At 74.2% G+C, this 20,392-nt stretch carries 9 protein-coding genes (1 of these 9 running past the window's edge); all 9 read right to left on the reverse strand.

Annotation, left to right across the window (positions count from 1 at the left end; all coding sequences use genetic code 11):
• On the reverse strand, positions 1-11,214 hold the beginning of the coding sequence (locus tag ACY1JF_RS25215; protein ID WP_462707528.1) for a hypothetical protein. Its footprint begins 32,337 nt before the window's first position; only the first 11,214 of its 43,551 coding nucleotides appear in the window; its start codon is at positions 11,212-11,214; the stop codon falls past the left edge of the window.
• A 3-nt stretch (positions 11,215-11,217) separates the two neighbouring features.
• Positions 11,218-11,547, reverse strand: coding sequence for a hypothetical protein (locus ACY1JF_RS25220; protein ID WP_462707529.1), 330 nt, complete (start codon positions 11,545-11,547; stop codon positions 11,218-11,220).
• The gene (locus ACY1JF_RS25225; RefSeq protein WP_462707530.1) at positions 11,540-11,950 is read right to left on the reverse strand and encodes a YbaB/EbfC family nucleoid-associated protein; all 411 of its coding nucleotides are present in this window, start codon (positions 11,948-11,950) and stop codon (positions 11,540-11,542) included. Before ACY1JF_RS25225 ends, ACY1JF_RS25220 begins: the two co-directional genes overlap by 8 nt.
• Before the next feature lie 54 nt (positions 11,951-12,004).
• Positions 12,005-15,736, reverse strand: a complete 3,732-nt coding sequence (locus ACY1JF_RS25230) for an AAWKG family protein (RefSeq protein WP_462707531.1) — start codon at positions 15,734-15,736, stop codon at positions 12,005-12,007.
• A gap of 44 nt (positions 15,737-15,780) precedes the next feature.
• Positions 15,781-16,224: a type VII secretion system-associated protein gene (locus ACY1JF_RS25235; protein ID WP_462707532.1), complete on the reverse strand. Its 444-nt coding sequence runs from the start codon at positions 16,222-16,224 to the stop codon at positions 15,781-15,783.
• 80 nt (positions 16,225-16,304) lie between these two features.
• The gene (locus ACY1JF_RS25240; protein ID WP_462707533.1) at positions 16,305-16,619 is read right to left on the reverse strand and encodes a WXG100 family type VII secretion target; all 315 of its coding nucleotides are present in this window, start codon (positions 16,617-16,619) and stop codon (positions 16,305-16,307) included.
• Positions 16,620-16,661: 42 nt separating this feature from the next.
• Positions 16,662-17,039 (reverse strand): hypothetical protein, encoded by a 378-nt coding sequence (locus ACY1JF_RS25245; RefSeq protein WP_462707534.1) that lies wholly within the window; start codon positions 17,037-17,039, stop codon positions 16,662-16,664.
• A gap of 274 nt (positions 17,040-17,313) precedes the next feature.
• Entirely contained in the window at positions 17,314-18,822 is a 1,509-nt protein-coding gene (gene eccB / locus ACY1JF_RS25250) for a type VII secretion protein EccB (RefSeq protein WP_462707535.1), read from the reverse strand.
• A 19-nt stretch (positions 18,823-18,841) separates the two neighbouring features.
• Positions 18,842-20,236 (reverse strand): type VII secretion integral membrane protein EccD, encoded by a 1,395-nt coding sequence (gene eccD / locus ACY1JF_RS25255; protein ID WP_462707536.1) that lies wholly within the window; start codon positions 20,234-20,236, stop codon positions 18,842-18,844.
• Positions 20,237-20,392 lie beyond the last annotated feature (156 nt).

The following is a 20,392-nucleotide window of genomic DNA, read 5'->3' on the forward strand; positions in this document are numbered from 1 at the left end:
CGTGCCCAGGGCCGTGCGCAGCGCCGCCGACTCCGCGCGGGCCAGCGTCGCGGCGAGCCCCGGCTGCTCGCGCAGCAGCGGCAGGAGGTCCGGCACCCGGTCGAGCGCCCGCGCCAGCTCGGGCCCGGCGGCCAGCGCGGCCACCAGGTCGGGGGCGAGCATCGCCGTCTCCAGCGCGTCGGCGGAAGCCAGTACCGCCCCGCTCTGCTCCGGGTGGGCCCGCAGCGCGGCGACGAGCCGCCCGTGGCCGAGGAACCGTTCGACGTGCGCGGCGTCCGTGAACAGCGAAGCCCGCTGGGCCAGGGCGTCGGCGAGCTGCGGGACGTCGGACAGGACCCGGGCCGACGCCGGCCGGCGCAGCAGCGCCTGCGCCACGGACCCGGAGGAGACGACCGCCCGCACGACCCGCTCGGCCGCCTGCGGATCGTCCTGCGCCATGGAGACCAGCCGGGCCGCCAGCTCGTGGCTCGGCGCGTGGGCGAGGAGCCGGGCGGCGGGACTGTCGTCGGCGAAGGCGCGGGCCAGGTCGTCGTAGTTCGTGACCAGGGTGTGCAGGTTGCCGTCCGTGTGACTCAGCGCGTGCTGCCGGCGGTGCAGGTGGAAGAGGCGGGCCAGTTCCCGGTTGTTGATCACCCCCCACGCGAAGTCGGGATAGGCACGGAGGTGGTTGCCCGCCTCCCGGTCCGTGCTGATGAAACGGTAGAGGTGGTCGTCGGTCATCAGGGCCGCGGCCAGCTCCGGGTAGGTGACCAGTGCCGTGAGCAGCCCGGACGCGGGGTTCCGCAGCAGTTCCAGCAGCGCAGGCCGAGCCTCCAGCAGGTCCAGCAGATCGGCACTGGTCAGGAACTGCGAGCTGATGGCGGCACTGGAGCGGGCGGCCTTCAGCCAGTTCTCGTTCCCGAGGACCCGCTCGTGAGCGGCGAGCATCCGCTCCGTGCCGCCGTCCTCCCCGGCGGCTCCCCGTGCCCGCAGCCGGTCGGCGGCCTCCTGCGGTGGCATCGCCCACACCTCGGCCAGGTCGAGGTCGTGGCGGTCCACCGGCGCGCCTTCCGGGGACAGCAGCGGCCGGCCGCCGGTGTCCCGGACGAGCCGGAGCAGGTCCGCGGCCCACACCGGGTTCCGTACGGCCCTCTTCCCCCGCTTCCTGGCGGCCTGCGCCGCGGCGAGCGCTTCCTGGACCTCGGGCCTGGCCAGGGCCGTGGCGAACCCGGGACGGGCGATCGCCTCGCGCAGCGCCTCCGGGGCGGACGCCAGCAGACTGCGCGCCCTGTCGTCCGTGTTCAGCGCCTCCAGCAGCGCGCGGTTCGTGAACAGTCCCCGCCAGTGCGCCAGACTCATCCGCAGGGGCGGCCTGGACGCCAGCTCCGACACGGTGGCCGGGTACGCGCGAAGCAGGGACACCGCCGAGTCGCCCACGGCGTCCGGGGCCCCGTGCCGGGTCTTCGCGGTGTCCGCGAGCGCGTCCAGCAGGGTCCGGCCGCCGTTCGCGAGGCGGAGGAACGCGGCCCTGTCGTGGAGGAGCAGATCGAGCAGCGCCGCCCGCTCCCGGCTGTCGACCCACGCGTTCGGGAAGCCCTCCACCGGCAACAGGGCGAGGTACCGCTCGTCGACCGGGGGGAAGGCCGTGTTCTGCTGGACGAGGGCGATGTTGGACGGGCCGGCCTGCTGGAGCATCAGGTCGCCGAGCACGGGTGTCGCCCACAGCTTCACACCCAGTGAGGGGTCCTTCTCGGTCTCCCGGGCGAACAGGGAGCGGCTGTTGTCCGCCCCTGCGGTCAGCGGGTCCATTGCGAACAGCCAGCCGCGTACCGAGGTGTGGCGCAGCGCGGCGCGCAGCATGTGCGGGGCGAGCAGCGGGGATCCCTCGCGCACCGCCGCGCGCACCCCTGCCATGCCGGGGCCCAGCAGCCGCCGGAACTCGTGGGGTGCCGCCAGCACCGTCGGCCGGCGTGCCAGCACTCGGGCGAGGGCGAAGTCGTCCTCGGCGAGGGCGGCGGTCAGGGCGGGGTCCGCGGCGAGGACGGCGTCCAGGGCGGGCGAGGCCGCTCGGGCCGCCGCCACCGGGGACGCGGCCCCCGTGACGGCGGCGGGCGTGCCGGGCGTGGGTCGGCGCGTGGCCAGCAGCGCCGCCTGGAGTTCCGCGTCCGGCACCGCGTCGAAGCGGGTGGGATCGTGGGAGAGGGCGTCGGTCACGGCCGGGTTCTCCACCGCGGCGCGCAGCAGCGCGAGGTCGCCGGCGAGCCGGGCGGTGAGGGCGGGCAGGTCCTCCAGGACGTCGACGAGCCGCGGGCTCCCGGCGAGGATGTCGACGACGCCGGGGTCCGCCAGGGCGGCGGCCAGCAGTCGCGGCACCCGGACCATGAGCGTGGCCTGGTCCGCGTGGAGTTGCAGCCGCCGCCGCAGTTCGCGGTGGTTGAGGAAGGCGGCGTGGTCGAAGGCGGGCCACGCGGACGGGTGGTCCAGCAGCACCGTGAACACCGACCACTCGTGGGCCACCGCCCGCAGCTCGGCCGGCCTGGCCTTCAGGGCGGCGGCGAAGCGGGGGTCCTTGACCGCCAGCCGTGCCGCCGGGCCGGGTGAGGTCAGGGCGGTGACCAGCTCCACCTTGCGGTCGAGGGCGTCGGGCAGCCCCGGCAGGGCCATCAGGAGGTCCGCCCGTAGCCGGCCGTCCTCCACGGCCTCGATCAGCGGCCGCCTGCCGTCCCCGCCCGGCGATTCCAGGAGGGCGTCCATGAAGTGGGGGTTGTCGAGGTACTCCTCGAGATCCTCCGGTCCCAGGTGCCGTACGGCCGTCAGCAGCTGTTCGCTGCCGGAGAGGACGTCCGCGAGGTCGGGGTGGTCCTGCAGGAGATCCCCGACGGCGGGCTCCTCCAGGACGGCCTCACGCAGCTCGGCGCTGTCCGGCTGCATCAGGCGGTCGAAGAGCCCGTGGTGCTCGGGCAGGCGCCACCGCGTGTTGTGCACGAGCATCAGGGCGGCGTCCTCGACCGGCCAGTTCTCGCGCCAGGTCCGGGCGGACGCCGCGGTCAGCACCGTGATCAGGACCTCCTGCGCGGGAAGCGGCACGGGGACGAACAGACGCGACAGTTCCCGCGCCGCCCTGGTACGGATGCGCGCGTTGCGGGCGTCCTGGGCGGAGGAACCGCCGGTGCGGGCGCCACGGCCCTGCGGGGGGACGCCGCCGGGGAGTCCCCCACGCCGCTGGGTGCCGAACTCGCCCCGCAGGACGGCCGACAGCTCCTGCGCCTCCGCCTTGCCGTCGGTGAGGTACGTGTGCGCCACGGCGTGGGCCATGGAGTCGTAGAGGGCCCGGTACTCCGCCTGGGCGTCCGACAGCGCCGTGCGGTCCAGGGGCGGGCTCTGGTGCTCGGCGGCCATGATCTGTCCGGCGGCGGCCAGCGCGGCGTCCGTCCCGTCGCCGTGCCGCCCGGCCAGTGCCTGCTCCGCCCGCCGGAAGCGGTTCTCCCAGCGCGCCAGGACGTCGCGGTCCACCTCCGGGACACGGGCGGCGGCCGCACGGGCCTCGGACGCCCGCTTCGGCGCCGGGTCCGTCCCGGTGGAGGCCAGGATGTCGCCGAGCGACCCGCGGCGGGAGGCGGGGGCCAGGGACGGGCGCTTGTAGGGCTTGATCACGAAGACCGACCGGCCCGGAGCGATCTCCTCCTCGATGATGCTGTCGCGCAGCGCCCTGTCGGCTTCCCCCCGGGCTTCCCAGTAGGTGGCCGCGCCGTGCATCACGCCCGCGTCCGCCTCGACCAGCGCGGAGACGGCTCGATCGTAGGTGCCGGGGGTGAGCGGGGAGCCGCCCGGCGTGGTGATGTCGAAGATGTCGTGGTCGCTGGTGACGGGGACCGCGCGGCCGTCGCGGTAGCCGTGCACCACTCCGTCGATCACCGGGTAGGTGTCCTGGAGCGCGGCCATCTTCCCGGCTAGCCCGGTGAACTCCGCGCGGCGCTGCTCGTAGCGGTCGCGGATCTCCCGTTCCCTGCCGGAGGCCTCCAAGGCCGCCTGGGAGGGCAGGACCGGTTTGAAGTAGCCGACCAGGCCGAGGTGTTCCGCCTTCGCACCGAGGTGGAGGTCCAGGTCGTTGACGGACTTCGCCTTCACCGCCTCCGGTTTGGGCAGGGCCCCCCGCTCCAGCCACTTGACCGCGTGCCTGTTGGTCTGCCGCAGCTCCAGGCGCAGCTTCCGCGCGTCGGCGACGGCCTGCAGCCGCTTGAGGTTCCGTGCCGGGACGCCGGCCTGCTCCAGCACCGCGTCGATGTCGTCGTTGACCGGTGACAGCGACGCGCCGAAGCCGCCCCAGTCCCCGCCGAAGCCGCTGTGCGCCCCCTCCTGGGACGCGGACGGTTCCTCGCCGTGTGCCGGCGCTGCCACCCGGCCGGGCCGCACGTCGGTCGGTCCGACCTCGTCCCCGGCGGCCCCGAGGTAACCGCGGAGCGCCTGGGTGAGCCTTTGCGCCAGGTCGTCGCCGGACTCGAGCGAGGCGTCCGGCGCGTAGCGGGCGGACGCCGCCGTGGTGCCGTCGGCGGTCCCCGGGCGCACGGCCCGGAACCCGGTGAGAACACCGTCCCGCACGGTGACGCGCAGCGTGAGCAGGCCGAAGGCCCCGGTGACGGTCTCCTCGCCGGAACCGCCGGCGCTCGCGGCCACCTGCCGGGCCGCGTAGAGCTGTTCCGGCCATGTCCAGCCCGCCGGGAAGCCGGTCGTCCACGGGGCGGGACGGGCCAGCAGGTCCGGGGCGACGCCACCCGCCTCGCCCAGGTCGCGCAGCAGCCGGGCCGAGCGGTCCCCGAGGGACGGCCAGGGCCGTTTTGGCGCGGGCCGCCGGGAGGCGACGCGGCGGATCTCCTGCCAGGTCGGCTCCGGCGGGCCGGGCCGCAGACCGGCGCCCTCCGCCAGCAGGCGGGTCAGGTGTTCCTCACCGGTCCCGGTCCACTCCTCGGGGGCGTCGGGTACGGGCGGGAGACCGGACATCGCGTCCCACCAGGCCGCCGCCTTCCCGGGCAGGCCTAGCAGGGACACCACGTCGAAGGCGGTGGGGTCCGCCCCGCCGAGAAGCTCCAGGGTCCGCTGTCCGGGCCGGCCCTCCCGCGCGACGACGAAGTCCAGCCGTACCTGGAGGAGATGGGCGTCGTCGGCCCGGCGGAGCCGGCCGAGACGCTCGTTTGCCGTCGCCTCGAACGCGGCCACGTACGCGTCGATCTCGGCCTGCGGCATGCCCGGCTCGGGGACCAGTGTCACCGGCACGCTCAGCACGGCCCCGACCTCGCCGTCGGCGAACAGCAGGTACGCCAGTCCGGTGCCGGGCAGCACGCCGCGGCCGGCCCGCACGGTCACCGGGTAGGTCCCGGTCCGGGCCACCGGCGGCTCGGCGGGCCAGTGCCGGCGGGGCTGGCACGGGCTGGGCCGGTAGGCGACGTGCTGCCCGTCGACGACGCCCTCGATCCGTACCCCGTGCCGGTCGGCCCGCCACGCGTGCGCGCCCGCCCCGTCCAGCTCCACGACCAGCCCGTGGGCGAGCGCCCCGGCGTAGGCGGCGTCGACGGCCGCGCGTACGTCGGCCGCCCGCCAGCGCCGGGGGAACATGACGTGCTCGTCCGCCTCGCGGTGCCGCTCCCAGCGGGAGGGCAGTCCGGCGGCCGAACCGCCCGGCCGCACCAGCGGGTCGAGGAAGGACACCTCGGCCCGGACGGTGCCGTTGTCGTGCGCCGTGCCGGGTGCCTCGGTGACGCGCACGCCGTACGCGGCCTCCGCGTCCACGTGGGCGGGCGGCCACACGTGGACACCGGTACGCGCCCCGCGGTCGCCCAGCCGTGCGATGTCCTCGGCGCGCGGCGAGAAGCGCGGCCCGTGGGTCAGCGGCGGCGCCGGCAGGTACGGCGGGACGACCAGGTCCTCCTGGTACCCGGCGGGACGGAAGCCGGTGAACGAGCCGCCCCGCAGTTCCCCTTCGACGCGCACGCCGGCGTAGACGCCCTCCCAGCGCAGCAGGTGACCCCCGCCGCCCGGCACCGGTTCCACCCGGCCCTCCCGCAGCGCGTGCAGGTACGCCTGCTCCGCCGCGTAGACGGCGTCGTCCTCGGTCCAGTGCCAGGGGAACATCATGCGTGCCGGGACCGCCGTGCGGTCCGGGGCGGCCACCGCGAGATCGCCGGCGGCCGGCGTGTGCGCGTCGCCGTCGCGCGTCCGCTCCCGTGGCGCCGCCGCCGGTTCGTCGAAGACGGCGTAGTACGTGCCGTTGGCGTGCGGCTCCCACACGTAGCGCGGCCGGGGACGGTCCGACCTTCCGACGGGGGCCAGATGCCCGCCCGTGCCGCGCGGACCGCCGTACAGCGCCTCCCGCCGCACCTCCAGGGGGAAGTCGGCTCGTCCGGGGTACGGGCCGGCGGCCGGTTCCGGGGTGCCGGCGCCCGCGTCCCGCAGGGCTTCCTCCAGCCGGGCGCCGAGCTGGCGGAGGTGACGGGGGGCCAGGTAGGGCCCGGCGAGCGGCACCGGGGCCCGGTCGTCGGCGTCCCTGACGTGTGTCCGGGACGCCACGGAGCTGCTCATCAGGGACGCGTCGGGATAGACGGCACGCCGCCCCTGGCCGGTCTCCCGGTACTCGTCCAGCAGGCCGAGCCAGTGCCCCGCCTCGTGGGCCGCGATGAGCGGCGGCTCGTTGACGGAGAGCAGCTTCCCTTCCGCCCGCACGTGGGCGCTGGTCAGGGTGACCGCGAGATGGGCCCGCCGCTCGGCGGGGAGCACCTCGCGCGCGCCGGTGGCCGGGTCCACGGGGAGGTACCGCCCCAGCGGGACGAACTCCACGTCCACTTCGAGAAGATCGCCGTTGGGCAGCCGGGCACCCCGGTTCCACGTCTCGCGCACGCCGTCCCGGACCGCCCGCTCGAACGCCGTCACGGCGTCCGTCTCCCCGCCGTCCTCCGAGACGACGGGCGGCAGGGCACGGGGGTCGTCCCGCTCGTCGTAGAGCCATCCGATCCGGACGACGTGCCGGGCGATCGTGTCGTCGCCTCGGCGGTGGCGGTGCACGTCGTAGTGCGTCTCGAAGGGGGAGGCGACCTCCCCCGTGAACTCCTGGACGTAACGGACCACCACGCCGGCGAGGTGTTCGTCGTCCTCGGTGACGGCGACCAGGTCGACGGGCTCCTCGCTCCACGGCGGCGGTGCGGTCGCGTCCTGCCCGGCGGCGGCCGTCGGGTGGTACATGCGGCCGGCCGGTGACGGCAGGGCGTCGTCGTCCTGCGGCGCGGGACGGGTCTCCTCCGGAACGGGTGCCGGTTCGGTGGCGTCCGCGACGGAGCGGCGGAGCTGCGCGAGTCCCTCGGCCGAGGGGGGCGGCGGCAGCGCTCCGAGCCGGGCCGCGACGTCCTGCTCGCCGGTCTCCGGGTCGGTGGCCAGCGGGGGGCGCTGGAGCGTCGCCGTGCCCTCGTCGACGACGGTGTCGGGCCGGGTGCCCGTCGGGGTGTCTCCCTCGGCGGGACGAACGGCCGCGGGCGGCTCGGCAGTCTCCGAAGCACCCGAGGGCTCCCGGGTCCCCGGAGTGTCCGAGGTGTCGACCACGGCGGGCCGGACAGCGGGGGCCGGAGCGGTGGTGGACCGGTCCGCGGGGGCGCGTGTGGCGCCCGGCGGCGACGGCAACCGGCGGCGCAGCTCCTCCGTCCGGTCCTCGGCGGACCGTTCCCGTACGGCGGACAGCCCGCCCTCGGTGATGCGCGCCAGGTGCCCGTCCTGCTCCATCCGGGGCAGCTCGGCCGCCATCTCGTTCCGCAGACGCTGGAGACGCTCCGCCTCGCTCCTCGCGGTGTCGAGCCGTGCGCGGACCTCGGCGATCCGGCTCGCGAGCGACGGCGGCGCGGAGCCGTCCCCGGACGTGGCGACGGGGGCGCCGGCGACGTCGGAGGTGTTCTGGTCGGCGGCGGCGTCGGACGGGGTGCCGGTCGTGCCGGCGCCGGGACGGGCGCCGGCGGTGGGCGACGCGGGACCGTCCGCTCCCGGACGGGTGTCCAGCGGCGTCGCCGGGTCGGTGGCCGGCGGGCGCAGCGCTGTCAGCAACGCCTCCCGCTCGGCCTGCCGCAGGTCCAGCAGGTGGGCGAGTTCGCCCTCCAGCCCACGGACCTCCGCCAGGCGGGCCTCCTCCTCCTGGCGCAGCACCTCGCCGACCCGCTCGACGCGCCGCGCCGCGATCTCCTCGGGGGTGTCGTCGGGCATCGACAGGACCTCGCGGCGGGTCTCGGCCACCGCTCCCGTCTCGTCGGCCGTGAGCGTGAGGTAACGCTCCCGCAGCTCCGCGTAAGAGGCGGCCTCGTCCTGGCGTCCCAGCTCCTCGACGCGCTGCCGCAACTGCCGCAGGTCGCGGTGTTCGTGCAGGTTCCGCAGGGCCTCCCGCCGTTCCCCGTCCGTGTCCGCGCCGTCCAGCCGGCGCAGCAGCTCCCCCTCACGCCGGTCCGCGCCGGAACCGTCGCCCAGCGCGTCCAGGCGCCGGCGCAGGAGAGCGTCGTCCCCGGCGGGTCCGCCCCGACCGGTGTCGTCGTCCGGCGCCGGCCAGCGCAGGCGCTCCTCGAGGTCTTGGTCGCCCCGCAGTTCCTCCAGCTCCCGCGCGGCGGCAGACGCCTCCTCCGGGGTGCCGGCCGTGCGCAGCCGCTGCCGCAGGGCGGCCTCCTGGACGCCCTGCCCGTCCGCCGCGGCCTGGTCCAGGCGTGCCCGCAGGTGCTGTGAGAGGGCCTCGGCCCGCAGGAGGTCCACGTGCGCCCGGTCCGCGTCCGTGCCGAGCGCCTGCTCCGCCTGCCGCCGCAGGTGCGCCAGTTCGGGATCGTGGTGCACCGGCACGTCCCGGTCCGCCAGCACCTCGACCGGGACGTGCCGTTCGATCAGGGCCGTGTAGTCGCGCAGTGCCTCGTCCACCGCGCGGCCGTCGCCCTGCTCCCACGCCGTACGCACCGCGTCGACGTCGCGCTGCCACTGCGCCCGGGGCACGCCCAGCTCCGCGAGCCGGTCGAACCCGTGGTCCACGTGCGCCTCGAAGGACGCGTACCGGCCGCTCAGGTCATGCCCCTCCACGGCGTCCCGGAACCCGGCGACCGCGTCGGCCGCGCGCGGCCAGTCGCCCGCGTCGGCGGCTTCCCGTACGTCCCGTACGTGGGCTTCCCTGACCTCGGCCGGCATCCCGACGCCCCGAGCCAGACCGTCCAGGCGCACGGCGGTGTCCCGTACCTGGTCCGCGTACGACACCGGGGCCTCGGCCGGAACGGTGGGGAAGGCGGGGAGGGTGGGGCCCGGACGGTCCGACGGCACACGCAGGTCGGCGAGCCGTGCCAGCGGCTCCTGGGCGGAGCCGTCCGCGCCGGGACGGGCGCCGCCCCGCTCCGTGCCGTCGCCCGCCGGGGCCGTACCGTCCGACGCGGACCCGCCGCCCGGGGCGGCGGTGGGAGCCGACAGCGAGCCCAGCCGCGCCCACAGGGCGGCCGTACCGGCGTCGTCTGCGGCGGGCGCCTCATCGGCGGAAGCCGTGGCGGGGATGGGGGGCGCCGCCGGTGTGCCGGGAACCGGGACGGGAGTGCGGACGCCCGTTCCCGCTCCGGTCCCGGCGGAGGTTTCCGGCTCCGCGCCCGCGACCGTCCCCGAGGTGTCGGAGGACAGCACGGAGAGGGCGTCGGGGTCGGGTTTCGCGGGGTTGTCCGCAGCGCTGACCGGCCAGGCACCGCCGTCCACGAAGGTGCTGTCCGGAGACGGGGCCGACGGCGTGCCACGGCCCGGTTCGAAGGACGTCACCGTCGAGGCCAGGGGCAACCCGATGGGGGCGGGTGGCGGAGCCGTGGGCCGGGAGGCGCCGCCGCGCCCGCCCAAGGGATGGTCCGGGCCGGGCGGGGGGTTCTTCGGCACGTCCACCGGCGCGTCGGGGAAGCGGCCGATGACCATCTTCTCCTTCAGCCCCGAGCCCAGCCGGTGGGCGTTGCGACTGAGCAGGTGGGAGAGGACGCCGCCGACGCCACCGGCGAGGGCGGTGGCGGCCGTGGTGGTGAACTTGCCGGTGGTGAGGAGGTTGTAGAAGCCCTCGGAGAGGTTCTGATGGAGGGCGTAGGCCGCCGCGTTGCCGGTGAAGCCGGCCACCTTGCGGCCCCAGTCGGTGCGCAGGGACGCCGCGAGCTGGTGCGACAGGGCGTCCTTGAGCCGGGTGGACTCCACTCGAGACAGCGTGGCGGCGAGCAGGTCGCCGAGGTCCTTGCGGCCGTACGCGGACATGAGGGCGCGGCCCCAGTCCCGGCCCATGTCACGGGCCGCGTCCCGGCCGAGCGTCGCGGAGAAGTAGTCGCCGAAGGCGTCCGCGGTCCGCGCGGCGAAGACCTCGCGGGAGGCCTGGGGGATGCCGCCGGTCTCGAAGCTGCGGGCCATGGCGGCGGCGAGGTCGCCCGCCTGCCGGCCGAAGGCACGGCCGTCCCGGCGGGCGGCGGTGAGGGCGCCCTTGCCCTCGGTGGTCACGGCGCGTTCGACGGCCCTGCCGACCGTGCCGGCGACATCGCGGCCGAAGGCATGGCCGAGGACGGACGCGGCGGCCCCGCCGAGCATGGTCACGGGGGAGAGGGCGCCCTGGATGGCGCCGTAGGCGAGAGCCTGTTTGAGGTACTGACCGCCCTGCGAGGTGTGTTTGCCCTCGGCTGCCAGGGACCAGCGGATGAACACGTCCATGGCGGCGGCCAGGCCGACGTTGAGCGCTTCCTGCGCGGCGATGGCGACGAGCATCCGCAGCAGGAAGCTGCGGAGGATGACCCGGTACAGCGCGCGCAGGAAGGTCTGCTCGATGAGGGCGCCGATGGGGTTCCAGATGGCCATGATCAGGGTGAGCGCCCAGTCGATCATGAACTGCACGATCTGCGCGATGATCATGCGAGAGGTGTAGTCGAGCTGGTAGGCGTACTCGTCGGAGAACTTGGCGAGCCGGGTGGCCGTGTTCTTCAGATTCTCGATGTAGTCGGCTTGTTCACCGGTGGCGAAGGTCTTCATCGCCGCCACATAGGCGTCGCTCCAGCGGCCCTCGGCCGAGCCCGCGACCGAGCCCGCCACTTCGGCGATCAGGCGCTGCAGGTCCTCCAGCGCGCGGGCGAGGGCCTCGTGCGGCCGTACCACCGAGGCTCGCACGGCATCGCCGGACGCTTCCGGGACCCGCATGCCCGTGAGCGCCAGGACCACGCCATTGGTGAAATCGTCGACTGCCATGGCTCAGGCGGACCCGCTCTGGATCTGCTCCACGGCGGTGGACTGGGCAGTGGCGAAGGACGTGCCCGAGGAGATGGTCATGCCGGCCGCCGAGGCCACCGCGTCGGCCAGTTGCACGACGGCCTCGGCGAGCTGCCGGTGCGACTCCTCGTAGTCCTTGGCGAACGTCTTGCCGTAGGTGTCACCGCCCCACACCGGGTGGGCCGGGTCCTGCCGGGTCGCCTCCACGAACGCGTCGGCCAGCTCACGCGCCCGCCGGCTCACCTGATCGGTCAGCTCGCCGCCGCGGACCATCTGGTCCGGCTGGGCGACGGTCCTCTCGTCGTCAGCCACGGCCGCCCCCGCCGCCCTTGCCGAGGTCCTCGACCCAGGTCGGTTCCAGCAGCCTGTCCAGGTCCAGTCCACCGAAGCCGTCGCTGCGCACGCCGGAACCCAGGCCCGCCACCGACTCCATCAGCGCCGACACCTGTTCGCCGACCTGCGTGCGTGCCTGGGAGATGGCCTCCAGCACGTCGGCGGCGAGCTTCTGCGCGGTCATCGTCCGGTGTTTGTCGCCGAGGAAGCGCAGGGCGGTCACCTCGCCCTGCGCCGTGACCGTCACCTCCACGGCACGGTCGTGGGAACGGGCGGTCGCGGCCAGCGCCGCCACGTCCGTGCTCACCTTGCGCAGGGCCTCGTGCTGCTTGGTGAAGTCGGCGAGGGCGTCCCGCATCTGACGTTCGAAGGACTGGTTCACGGTTGCTCTCTCACTGGGATGATCGACGGGGGGTCGGGGGAGGGGTCATCGGGGTCATCGTCCGATCGACGCCGGCAGGCCACCGTCCTCGGTGCCCCACACGTCACCGTCGTCGTCCGCCCAGGCGGACCGGGCTCCCTGCGTGGAGGGACGTACGAAACCGCCCTGCCCGGTGCGGTCGGCCCGGTTGCGGCTGAGCAGCTCCTCCGGGTCCTCTTCCTCCTCCTCGTAGGGCTCCGGCTCGGCCGCGGCGGGCTGGGCCAGGTGCGGGGAAGGGAAGAAGGCGCCGTCGGACTCGTCGTCCCCGTAGACCTCGCGGACGCGTTCCTGCTGGCCCTGTTGACCCTGCTGGCCCTGCTGCCCCATCCGGGCCATGCCCATCATCATCATCGGGGAGAGCAGCCCGCTCAGACCGGGGTCGACGGCCGAGCCGCCCGCCGCGCCGCCCTGCTGGGAGGAGCCGGCCGGACCGGCCGTGCCCTGGCCGAGGGCGGAACCGGCGTCCGGGGCCGGCACCGAGCCCAGCGCCTCGGCGGTCGCCGGGCTGGGCACGGTCTGGAACTCCCCGTTGGGGCCGGAGACCGTGCTGCTGCCGTCGGGGAACGTCGTGGTGGTGAAGCCGTCCGTGCCGGTGGTGGCCGTGGCCCCGGTGGGGTAGTGGACCGTGGTAGTGCCGTCGAGCCCCTGTGTGGTGAGGGTGCCGAGGCCGCCGAGGCCCGCGGAGGAGGTCGGCAGGGTGGCCGCCGGAGCGGCGGTCGAGGTACCGGGGTCGGTGGTGGTCACGGTGCCGTCGGGGTGCAGGGTGTAGGTACCCCCGTCGGGCAGGGTCGTGGTCACCGAACCGTCGGCGCCGATGCTCGTGGTGGACCCGTCAGGGTTAACGAGGGCCTGACCGGGGTCCAGGTGCGTGGTGACGGTCTGCCCCGCCGGGGTCTCGGTCGTCACCGTGCCGGTGTCGGGCACCAGGGTCGAGGTCGTCCCGTCGGGGAACGCGGCGCTCACACTCCCGTCGGGAAGCTGGGTCGTGACACTGCCGCCCGGCGAGGTGAGCTGGGTGTGGCCGTCGGGGTCGAGGGTCTGGGTGACGCCGTTCGGGTACTGGGTCACCGAGGTGCCGTCGGGTTGGGTGGTGGTGGTGCTGCCGTCGGGGTGGGTGGTGAGGGAGGTTCCGTCGGGGAGCTGGGTGGTGACGCCGCCGTCGGGGGAGAGGCCGAGGGTGGAGCCGTCGGGGTGGGTGATGAGCTGGCCGGGGTCGAGGGTGCTGGTGCTGGTGGTGCCGTCGGGTGTGGTGGTGGTGAGGGTGCCGTCGGGGGTGAGGGAGACGGTTCCGCCGTCGGGGAGCTGGGTGGTGAGGCCGCCGAGGTCGCCGGTGACGGTGGTGGTGCCGTCGGGGGAGGTGAGCTGGGTGTGGCCGTCGGGGTCGAGGGTCTGGGTGACGCCGTTCGGGTACTGGGTCACCGAGGTGCCGTCCGGCTGCGTGGTCGTCACACCGCCGTCCGGGCTGAGCCCGATCGTGGAGCCGTCGAGGCCGGTGATCAGCTCCCCGGGCTCCAGGGTCGACGTGGTGGTCACCCCGTCCGGTGAGGTCTGTGTCACCGTGCCGTCCGGGGCGACCGTCAGCGAACTGCCGTCCGGGAGCTGGGTCACCACGCCGGCGCCGGTGCCGTCCTTGCCGGGACCGCCGGTGCCGGTCGGGATCTGGGTGGTGGTCGACGGTGAGGTCAGTCCTGTCAGTCCCGTCAGCGCCGCCAGCCCTGCCGTGCTACCGGGGTCGGCACCGGCGAGGAACGCCGCGCCCGTGTCGGCTCCCGCTCCCGTCAGGTCCGTACCCGCGTCCGTACTCGTGAACGGGGACACCGGAGTCACGGTGACGTCGGAAGGAACGGAGCCGGCCCCGCCGAGCCCGGTCAGGCCCGCGGTGTCCAGGGCCGGGACGGAGGTCGCGTCGAGTGTCGAGGACGTGGGGACGGAGGTGTCCGTCGTCCCACCGCCGGACGGTGCCTGCGGCAGCCCGGAGACGGACACGCCGTCCAGCGTGCCGGCATCGGTACCGCCCTGCCCGAGGCCGTCCGCCGCCGCGTCGCCGAAGGCGGAGGTGCTCGTGCTCGGCGTGCCCACGGTGACATCGGCCGGGCCGCCCACCGTGGGCACGTCACCGGCCCCGGCCGTCAGATCGTCCGTGACACCCTCCGGCAGCCCGCTCACGAAGGCCGAGGCGTCCGGCACAGCGGTGCCCGTATCCCCCGCCGTGAACGTCGACGCGTCGGGCACGGCGGTGTCGGTGACGCCCGTCGTGAACGTCGACGCGTCCGGCACGCCGGTGCCCGTGACGCCCGCCGCCAGCGTCGAGGCCTCCGGTATCCCGGTGGAGGTCGCCCCGTCCACCAGCGTCGACGCATCGGGCACGCCGGTGTCCGTGACGCCGTCCACCAGCGTGGAGGCGTCCGGCACCACGGCATCCGTGACGCCATCGCCGAGGTCCTGGACGCTGCTGCCGAAGCCGTCCAGTCCGGTGTTCAGGTCCTGCACGCTGCGACCCAGGGTCTCCACACCGTCCTGGAACCCGGTCGTCTGCTGCGTGAGCTGGTTCTGCAACTGCTGCTGCTGTTCCTCGGCGATCTCCCTCTGCAACGCCTCGGCCAGACTCACCGCGGGGATGTCCTCGAACGCGAAACGGGTGTTCCAGGTGGGGTCGAGTATGCGGCTCCAGCCCTCGCTCAGCTCGGTGACCACGGGTACCGCGGGCTCGTCCAGATTGGCCCGCAGGTTGTTCGTCCAGCGGTCGACCGCCTCCTGCGCGATACCCGACCAAGTACTGGTGTCCTTGAGATTGCCCCAGTGCGGCGGCGAGGAGGAGAACCCCGGGGCGGTGCGCCAGCTCTCGACGCGCACGGGCTGGTGACCGTAGGTGTCGGTCCGCGTCACCACCTGCACCTGGGAGGTGTTGTACTGCTTGATGAACCAGTCGATGTCCCACATCAGCTCGTTGAGGATGCTGCGGGGGTCGGCGGGCGGGACCCGGGGGATCGTCTGGCCGTCCGCCTCGTGCACGGTCACGGGCCGGCCCCGGCGCCACCAGAAGTCACCGAACTGCTGGTACAGCTTGGTGTGCGCCTGGTGCAGCATGTTCTCCGCGCCGATCAGCTGGTCCCCGTGCAGGGTGGTCGCCGCGAACCCCGGGGTGGCGGCGGACTGGTACTGCGGCTGGAAGCCGGCCGGCCTCAACTGCGCGAGGAAGTGCTCGTACCGGTCGTGCAGATCCTTCACCAGGTTGTGGAAAACACCCGCGGCGGTGCCCTTCCAGGCGGCGTTCTCGTCGCCGAGGTGGTCGAGCCAGTGCTTGAGGGTCACCTCGTGGTGGTAGAAGAACTGCCCGGCGACGTCGAAGGAACGCGCCGCCTTCGCGAAGGAGCGCAGGTCCACCCCGTCGGTGCCGGACGGCGCCCCGCCCGCGTCGGACGTGGCTCCCGCCGTACTGAACTCGTTGACCAGGGTCTTGAGCGCCGCGTCACTGCGGGCGGCGTAGGTGTCACCGGCGGAGAGGTCCGCGTACCGGACGTCCGCCTGGTACATGTCCACGCCCTTGCCGCTCTGGACGAAGTACTGGAACGTCGCTCCGTCACCGCGCAACTCGTTGCGCGGGTGCAGTGACTTGTCGACCTTCTTGATGTCCACGTCGAGCCAGGGGATGCCGCCCTGCCCCTTGACCCCCGTGACTTCGGAACGCTCGGGCAGCGTCCAGCCGGTGAGCAGCTTGACGATGTGTTCCCAGTTGTCGACAGCCATGGGGATCTCCAGCGGACGTGCTTCGTGGGGTGCGCGGACGGACGTCAGTACGTCGAGGTGGCCGACGAGGGATAACCGCCGCCCTGCTGGCCGGTCATGGTCCCGTCGTACTCGCGGATCGCGGTGAGGAACTTCTGCCCCTCCACCTGTTCCAGACTCTCCCCCTGGGTCTTGAGCATGGTCTCGATCACCTCCAGCAGGTTGGCCTTCAGGTCGTCGAAGGCACTGGAGTGGCGGTTGAGCACCGTGTCGATCGCCGCCGCGGCCTGGGTGGTGTGGGTGACCAGGTTCTTGCCGGAGGTGTCTCCGTCCCCGGACATGCCGCCGATGACGAAGGGGCCGGCCGGGGAGTTGGCCATGTCGTACAGCGACTGCCCCGTCTCGTCGGTGGAGGTGCGCAGCCGGACGATGTCGTCCTTGAACAGCTGGACCTCCTCGTCCACGAAGGCGCGGAGGGCCGGGGCGTCCAGCTTGGTCAGATCAGCCATGGTGTTCCTTCAGGACCGCCGGGGAACCGGGGCTCCCCGGCGAGGGACGAGGGGTGGCGGACCGCCGTACCGACGGCGTGTCAGAACTTGATCGCCTCGAAGCCTTCGGCGTTCTGGTACACCGTCTTCTTGTACATGTCCCGGACGGTGTCCAGGGTCTCGGCGTGCCGCGCGAGGATGGTGGAGAGGGCCTGGACCTCGGCCTCCCACGTCGGCTGGACCTTCGTCATGTAGACGGTCTTGTCCGGACCCAGCCAGGTGGCCACGATGGGCCGGAGCTGGTCCTCCAGGTTGGTGATGACCTTCCTGATCTGCATGGTCTGTTCGGCCATCTCCGCGGCGAAGGTCGTGGCCTGGCCGTGGTCGATGTAGATGCCGTCTTCGGCGGCGCCCATGGGGGTCTCCTGTTGTCGTCGGGGACGGTACGGTCCGCCGGGTCAGCCCTGCATGACGTTGTAGGTGTCGTTCTCGATCGACGAGCCGAACCCGGTGAGGTTGCCGCCCGAGTCGACGACCGCCTGCATGGCACCCGCCTGGACGTTGTTGGCGGACTGCATGCTGACCCCGAGCTGGTTCTCCATCGCCGCACAGGTGCTCTTGATGCGGTTGACCTCGTCCAGCCAGGTCTGCATCACGTTGGCGTAGGCGTGGCCGTCGGGGCCCTGGTAGTGGACCTGGAGGGTCTGCTTCGCCGTCCTGACCTGGTCCTGGATGGCGGTCAGGGACGACCTGGCCCCCTCCAGGAGGCTGATGGCCTGGTCGTACGTGGCGGTGGACGAATGCTGCTGTTGTCCGGTGTCCGCGGGAGTGCTCATCGTGTCCATACCTTCCGCTGGTGCGGTGAGCCGGGGTTCCACGCTGTCGTGGCCTGGACGCAAGGGGGGAGAGTCTCGCCGGTGCGCGTACGGCCCACGTCAGATGTGGTTCGACCATACACACGTGTGTGCTAGTCGAGCCATGTGTCAGGATCCTAGACCTCACCTCCGCCGCACTACAACCCAAGTCCCGCTCGTCCTGCCGTACATGTGGTGACGAAAGCGTGTGGTCAGGCGTGGCACACGTATTCAGTCGTCGGACCGGTGACACATGTCACGTACCGTCAGACCCGGACCCGGACCCGGACCCGGACCCGCACCGTGTCGCCCCGGCGACCGCGGCCTCGCCCGCTGTCGCCGCCTCGGGCGACAGGTCGGGACCGGTGGGCAGCATGTCCAGCAGGGCGGCCGGCAGCTTCCGGGCGTCCGCCAGGTCGTAACCGAGGGCCGTGGCGGCCTTCTCCGACGCCACCCGGTACTTGCGGCCGGTGTCGGCCACGACGTAGGTGGTGTCGCCGAGCACGGTGCCCGTACTGCTCAGCGCGCGCACCAGGCCGCCGCCCGAGACCGGTACCGCGATCGCGTCCACGGCCAGACAGGGTGCGGCCGCCGCCTTCCCCGGCGCCGAGGCGCCGGCGGCGACCTCGGTGGCCGGCACCGTCTCCAGGCTCACCGCGGTCCCCCGCTCGCCGCGCGGCACCAGACGGACGCAGAGGTCGGTGTCGTCGGCGAGGGACAGCGGCCCGGGAGGCGTCCGGGGCAGCGCGGCGCCCGCGCGTTCGGCGGCCGCCGCCTCACCGCCCGCGTCCCTGGGCGACAGGGCCTGGGCCGGTGCCCCCGAGGAAAGGGTCAGGGCCTGCGGGGCCTTCCCCCCGTACGCCTTCTGCCGTGTCTCGGGAGCGGCGAGGACGAGGGCGGCCTGAGTGGTGGTGACGGGCACCAGACCCGAGCGCAGCAGCAGGTAGTACTGCTGGGCGGAGCCGGGGGCGCGGGTGACGAAGACCTGGCCGGCGCGGGTCGCCGTACCGTCCAGGTCGGGTCCGGGTCCGCCCAGGCCGGTCACCGACGGCGGGGCGAGGTCGGCACCGGCCGGTACCGCGTCGAGGAAGGCCGCCGACACGGGCAGGGGGGTCACCGCGCCGAAACCGAGCGCCGTCGCCGCGGTCCGGCCCCCCGGCAGCCGGTGTCGCCGGCCGTCCGTCACCAGGTACAGGGTGCCGTCCTCGGCGCCGACCAGGACGCCCTTGCCCGGCAGCGCGCCGCCGTGCAGCCGGGAGTCCACCACCAGGGTCGTACGGTCGCGGCGGCCACCGGAGTCGGCGGGAACCGTCCCCGCGCACACCTGCCACGCGGTCGACCCGCCGGCGTCGGGCAGGTCGTCGGGTGCCCCGGGTATGCCCACCGGGTCGCCGTGCGGGGTGCCTCGCAGCGAGGTGGAGGCGACCGTGTCGGTGACGAGGCCCTCGCCCACCAGCAGCCGGGCGGAGGCGTAGTTGCGCACCGGCCGCAGGCGTTCGCCGTCGAAGAGGTAGCGGGTGCCTGTGCCCTTGTCGACGACCAGGGTGCGGCCGTCGCGCCAGCCGGTGGCTCCGCCGGGGCTGATCAGCCCGTAGACGAGGAAGCCCACGCACAGGACGATCGAGAAGACGGTGCCCACCACCACGGCCCGGTCGGTGCGCCGGGTCGGCGGTTCGGGGATGTCGGGGTCGGCCCGCAGCAGTCCGCTGGTCAGTCGGGTGACGACGAAGCGGTGGGCCTGGACCTGGTCGCGCCGGTTCTGCATGTCGGTATCCCTCCGCTCGTCAGCCGTTGGCCGAGCGCAGCATCTGGTAGACGCCCAGCGACCAGAGGACCACCGGCACCAACGCGAACGCGACGGCCGACCGGAGCAGGTCGCCGGCCCGTCCCCAGTGCGGCAGGACGCGGCGTCCTGGCACGTTCCAGGAGACCAGGGCCAGCACCACGGCCACCGCCAGCAGTACGGCGGCGGTCAGCAGCCGGGCCCGGTCGCCGCCGTGCCAGGCGAGCACCGCCGCGGTGGCGAGCGGCCCGCCCAGCGCGGGCACGAACAGGGCCAGCCGCTGCCAGGACGTGCCGAGTTCCCGGCCGTGCAGGAACAGCAGCAGCGCCAGCAGCCCGCCGGTGACGAGCTGGGGCGCCTCCGGCCTGCGGGCCAGTCCGGCCAGGCAGAGCGCGCAGACCGCGCCCGCGCCGCCGTACAGGCCGCTCATCCAGCGGTCGGTGGCGGCGGCCTGCGCGGCGACCTCCTCGCCGGTGTGCGGCTCGATGCCCTCCTGGAGCTGTTCGGGTGTGGTCGGCAGCGGCGGAAGCCGCAGTCCCGACAGGGAGAAGGCGAGCCGGGGGACGAACGCCCCGAAGACCATGACCACCACCGCGACTCCGCCCGCGGCGGCGGAGAACGGCACGTCGAGGCCGAGCATCAGCAGCCCGCCGACGGCCCCGGCGGCACACACCACACCGACCGCGGCGAACACGGCACCGTACGCGGACACCACCGACAGGGCCAGTGCCGTCCCCGTCCCGGCGGCCACGCAGCCGGCCAGCAGCTCCGCCCCGCCTTGTACGGGACCGCGCCCCGGAGCCCACGGATCACCCACCACCAGGACGCCGGCCAGGCCGAGGAAGGCGGCGGCGGCCAGACCGAGCAGCACCCCGCCGGGCCGGTCGTCCAGCACCCGGGACGCGGCCCCGGCACCGGCGAGGGCCAGCAGCGCGGCTCCGGCGGACAGGGACGCCCGGGAGACGGTGTCACCGGGCAGCGCGAGGACAGCCAGGCACACCGCCAGCACCGCGCCCGTCATCGCCCGCAGGGTCCAGCGGCTGACCGCCGGGGACCAGCCGTGCGGCAGGCCCCGGACCGTGCTGGAGACGGCGTCCACCAGGTTGTCGAAACGCACCGGCGGCAGCGCCTCGGACTCCGGACGCAGCAGCAGCACTTCGCCGTCGCGCAGACCGAGGGAGGCCGGGGTGCTCTCCGGGTCGAAGGGCGCGTCCCCGATGCGCTGGAGGACCCAGTCGCCGCGTTCGGGAGCCTCCTCGGCCTGCTCCTCGGCCTGGGAGACGATGACGGGCAGCAGATCGGCCAGCGGGATGTCCTCCGGGACGGCCAGGTCGAGCACCTTCTCCGGGGCACGTATCGTCACGCGGCACAGTCCCGCGACGGAGGCTTCGCTCATGGGTGTTCCACACCTTCTCGGCAATGCGTCATTACGTGTGAACGGGGCGGACGGTACGGACCGGTCCCGGCGGACGACGGCCCGGCGCGCTCGGAGCCGCTCCTGACGGCGTCCCGCGTTCTTCGCGGTGCCGTTCTCCACCAAGCCCCGCGGGCA

It is taken from the genome of Streptomyces sp. SYSU D01066-1 (genome assembly GCF_054956795.1).